The following is a 4,829-nucleotide window of genomic DNA, read 5'->3' as shown; positions in this document are numbered from 1 at the left end:
ACTATCAATGGACTATTCTCTATTCAGAATAACGACCAGGTAGTAGAAAATATGGCATTTAAGGGAAGTAACGTTGTATGTATAGTAGAATTAAATGAAACTATTCTTGCAATAGAATGGGTACCTCACTATAGCATCAGCGAAGGCACTTCTATCAACACTGAATTGAAAAAAAGTGAAGATGGACTGATATTTACTAAAATACATGAATTTAGTAACATAGTGGTAGATGCGATTGTTCCTGCGGATGATGGAGTCTATCTTACGGCCTCTAGCTCCGGTATCTATTATTCTGGGGACTTAATCAATTGGAGTGTGCCGGTAGGTTTCAGTAGTTTGCCAGATGTCCTCTCTTTTATAATTGATCCAAATAATAAAAAGGTGATGTTTATCGGGTCAGAAAATTCTATTTTAAAAAGCACGGATACCGGAAAAACAGTTAATTCCCTGAAAGAAGGTTTTAATATTGATACTCTTCTGTTTAATTGCGTTTTATGCAGTGGTGATATTGTTTTAACTGGTACAAACTATGGCGTAATGAAAAAAAATGAAAAAGGACAATTTTTTGTTGTAGGACTTTCAGACGAAAATATAAATTGCCTTATAGAATTTAATTCAAAAATATACGTGGGAAGCAATAATGATGTTTTTGTCCAAATAAATAATGAGTGGAAGCCATTAGGCATCAACAAACACATATATGCATTGGCAAAATCGGATAAATCACTTTTCGTAGGGAGCAGTAGTGGAGTATACCGAGTGGATAATGTTGGTTTTGTGAGAGTGGGAGAAGGGCAGGTGCAAGGAAATATATTCAGTTTATATGTTTCCGGTGAAAAAATATTTGCCGGGACAGATTTTTCGGAAGACGGTGGGTTGTTCGTTTCAGGAGATACCGGGGAAACCTGGGAAAAAATACCAGGTACGCCCGGTACAGATATCACTTCGATTTTTTCTGACCAGCAGGAGCTATTTATCGGTACCTGGGTATTAGGTTTGCTCTATTCTGAAGACGGTGGGCTTGTGTGGGAAGAAAAAAATAATGACTTAGGAAATCTCAATATTACCGGTATAAAATATAATTTTAGTAGCGGTATAATGTATTGTACTACCTCATTTGGCATATACTTCTCTTCCAACAAAGGTGAGGAGTGGAAGCCTCTTGGAAGCGTTCTTTCTTCATCAAGAATTCTTGATCTATCTATTTGTAGCGATACCATAATTGTTGCTTCCTGGGATGGTTTGTTCCAATGGAAAAAAAATGTGTTCTCAGCGGAATGTGAAGAATTGTCTGTGTTTTTACACTGGGATGAATTTCCTGACACGGCAAAAGTAAGCGGATATGAAATCTACCGGAGTGCGCAGAATGACACAGAATGGGAACTTATCAAAGAGTTTGATGCTGGGAACAATAATTACTTAGACAATAATGTGCAAAATGGCGTAAATTACTACTATTTTGTGAAGAGCTTTGACGACAAAACTCCTCCAAACTATTTCGTTTCAAATATGATTAGTGTTGTTCCGCATATAGATACAGCTCCTCCAGAAATAACTGTTTCTTCTCCTTCAAATCACTCAACAATCGGCACTAATCTTGTTGTGTTAACTGGTACAGTAACAGACGAATCAGGCATAGATAAGGTAATAGTAAACGGCAGTGAAGTTTCTCTCTCTTCTAACGGTTCATTTAGTAAAACAATTAATCTTATAAAAGGAATAAATACAATAACAATAATTGCAACGGATAAAAAAGGTAATACCGCAACCAAAACAATCTCTGTAACATATACACCGTCTGCTCAGGAAACTATTATTACACTTCAACCGGACAATTCATATATGACCGTGAACAGTGTTTCCAAGGAGATAGACCCGGGCAGAGGCACAAAGCCCGTTATCATTCCTGAGTGGTCAAGAACGGTCGTTCCAATCAGAGCAATTGTTGAAGCACTTGGTGGAACAATCAGCTGGGAAAGTGAGACAAGAAAAGTCACGATTAATTTTGAAACCACAACGATAGAATTATGGATAGATAATCCAAGGGCAAGAGTAAACGGCACTATGGTATACATTGATTCAGATAACCATAATGTAAAACCAATTATTGTAAATGACAGGACAATGCTTCCCTTAAGGTTTGTCGCTGAATCTCTCGGCTGTATCGTTAGCTGGGACAACGACACAAGAACAATAACAATTGCGTACGGCGGATGATAAATTAAAAAGAAATAAATTTTTGAAAAGGGCAGATGTATACCTGCCCTTTTTTATGGTTAACTTCAAAAATATTATTCAAAAACTCCCCAAATAATTTGGAGATAATTAGAGTATAAGAGGAGATCTGCTGTTTTTATAGCAATAAGATTAGCACCAAAAATTTCCTGTTGTAATAAAATCTAACAACCTCTTGACAGGAATTTTTACATTGGTATAATATCTTTGGAAGGTGAATAGAATGGATAAAACAATTAACAAAAAACTTGCCAAAAGGGTCAAAATGTTGAGAGGAGAGACGGGGCTCAGTCAACAAGAGATTGCAAAGCTTTTGGGAATTTCTCGTTCTACCATATCACAAATAGAAAATGGGGAGAGAAAAATTACTGCAGAGGAGTTAAAAAAGCTCTCAGATATATTTAATGTTTCATCGGATGATATGCTCAATCAGGGGAAAAGCATTAAAGTGATTTTGGAAAAAGGAAAAAGCAAGAAAGAAGAAAAAGAAATTAGAATAAGTGTTCCTCAACAGAATATAGAAAAATTTAAAGAAGTGCTACTCTATATTTTAAACAAAGTTGGTGCAAAACCAAATATAGGGGAAACGGTGTTATATAAACTTCTCTACTTCATTGATTTTAACTTTTATGAAAAGTATGAAGAGCAATTAATTGGAGCAACATACATAAAAAACTGTCATGGGCCAACTCCTGTAGAGTTTTTAAAGATTGTCAGGTGCATGATAAAAAATAAGGAGATAGAAATTGTCAAGAGCAAATATTTTAATTATCCGCAGATAAAGTATCTTCCTTTGAGGCGTCCTGATCTTTCTAAGCTCAAAGCACATGAAAAAGAAGTAATTGATTGTGTTTTAGAGCGGTTTTCTGATATGAATGCTACGCAGATAAGTGAATATTCACATAACGATGTACCCTGGCTTGCAGCAGAAGATGGAAAATCAATTGAATATGAATCTGTATTTTACAGAACAGCGCCATATTCAGTGAGAGAATACAACGGTGAAGACATTTAAAAAAGTAACATGTTTACCAGAGTTTGAAAAAGATTTAAAAAAGCTTGCAAAAAGATTTAAAACAATTCAAGAAGACCTTGATAATCTCATTAAGTCTCAGGTTAAACTATATCATAAAATAGGTATTGATAATAGAGGTATCTTTCCAATATCTGATTTAGGCGTCCAATGTCCTCAAAAAATCTATAAGGTAAAAAAGTTTACATCCCGCTCCATAAAAGGGAAAGGTGTTCATACCGGGTTAAGACTTATTTATGCATACTATGAAGATAAAGACAGAGTTGAGCTTATTGAAATCTATTTCAAGGGAGATAAGGACAATGAGGACAAAGAGCGCATTAAACGATACTGCAAAGAGATAATGGAAAAATTAAAAAAGAAGTAGGTAATTGAGGAAAACTTAGGAGAAGACCCTGAAATAAAACTTGGCACGCATTACGGCAAGTCCTGCGAAAGCAGGTAAAGCAATCTCTGCCTTAACAACAAACAATTGTTTTAAAGAAATAATAAATGGAAAGAGAAATTTTACTATGTCACTGCTTCGTCATTATATTCCTCGCAGAGACAGAAGAGAATTACCCTGCGACTGCTCTTTTCCTTGGTATGCATTACGCCAAGTGAATCCTGTCTTCGTCATTACGTTTTTTTCTTTGTCATTCCGGACTCGATCCGGAATCTCGTTTTTTGCTTTTATCTTTTGTCTTTAAAGGAGTCCAGAGGGAATGTGTCCCCCGACTAAAGAGTATGCACTCCCTCAATTTTGAAGAAAACATTGATAAACGCTATGTTTTGGGGATGTTTCTACGAAATTAAGCCATTTTTTGGCACTTTTCTTAAATTGCACTTTTTCCAGGGGGTATTTTGAAAACGACTTTGGCTTAAATAAAGGGTTTCTTGATTATACCGTCTGCAAAAATACCCTTAAGAAACTCGCATTCCTTCGTGGAGCCCCTAAAAACACTGCAAAACGCAGGATTATTTAATAGCATTTCCGTGCGTTTTAAGAGCTATGACAGTAGTTTGAGAGATAAATCCCCCTTTTTTGTTAATCGTTCAATGTAGGGACTTCTAAGGGTATCTCCGTTGATATGCCACAAATGCAGTGTTTATCAGGCGTTCTTGTGTATTAAAAAGGTAGATATAGCGCGCTTTTCTGTTTTATTTAATTTTTTTGTGAGGAGAGTTCGCCGGTTGCTTTTCTATTATAACCTCAAAAGGTAGTTGTTCTTCTTCAGCCACTCCTGATGGTTTTTGTAATCAGGCATCAGCATTTTAACTTTGTCCCAAAATGCTTTTTTGTGGTTTTTCTCTTCAAGGTGGACAAGCTCGTGAATGATAACATAATCTATAACAGGTATCGGAGTCATAATGAGACGCCACGAAAAATTCAGATTTTTATTTGAAGAGCACGAGCCCCATCTTTTTTGTGCGCCGTTGATCTTCACCTTATTGTATTTAAAATTTTTTTTCTGAGCATGCCAGTCTACTCGTTCTACGATTTTCTCCCGGGACATTTTTTTGTACCAATCAATAAAAACTTCTCTTGTATTTGGTAGCGCTTCCTTTGAAAGATAAAAAG

The 4,829-nt window shown here is 35.9% G+C and carries 4 protein-coding genes; 3 read left to right on the top strand and 1 reads right to left on the bottom strand.

Annotation, left to right across the window (positions count from 1 at the left end; all coding sequences use genetic code 11):
• The 3 genes from U9Q18_06310 to U9Q18_06300 all read left to right on the top strand — a co-directional run.
• Window positions 1-2,217, top strand: a 2,217-nt coding sequence (locus U9Q18_06310; GenBank protein MEA3313970.1) for a stalk domain-containing protein, incomplete at its 5' end; no start/stop codon positions are given.
• A 241-nt stretch (window positions 2,218-2,458) separates the two neighbouring features.
• On the top strand, window positions 2,459-3,250 hold the full coding sequence (locus U9Q18_06305; GenBank protein MEA3313969.1) for a DUF4065 domain-containing protein: 792 nt from the start codon (window positions 2,459-2,461) through the stop codon (window positions 3,248-3,250).
• The gene (locus U9Q18_06300) at window positions 3,237-3,635 is read left to right on the top strand and encodes a hypothetical protein (GenBank protein MEA3313968.1); all 399 of its coding nucleotides are present in this window, start codon (window positions 3,237-3,239) and stop codon (window positions 3,633-3,635) included. Before U9Q18_06305 ends, U9Q18_06300 begins: the two co-directional genes overlap by 14 nt.
• A gap of 817 nt (window positions 3,636-4,452) precedes the next feature.
• Here U9Q18_06300 and U9Q18_06295 read toward each other — a convergent pair.
• The coding region (locus tag U9Q18_06295; GenBank protein ID MEA3313967.1) for a M48 family metallopeptidase at window positions 4,453-4,829 on the bottom strand (377 nt) is incomplete at its 5' end.

Source organism: Caldisericota bacterium (assembly GCA_034717215.1).
In the GTDB taxonomy this organism is placed as follows: Bacteria; Caldisericota; Caldisericia; order Caldisericales; family Caldisericaceae; genus UBA646.
Note: the sequence above shows the minus strand (reverse complement) of the source record. Positions and strands in the feature narration are given on the sequence as shown.

What these genes read in the sequence shown, in the direction of transcription:
- U9Q18_06305 (MEA3313969.1), top strand. Translation starts at nt 2,459, where the DNA reads ATGGATAAAACAATTAACAAAAAACTTGCCAAAAGGGTCAAAATGTTG.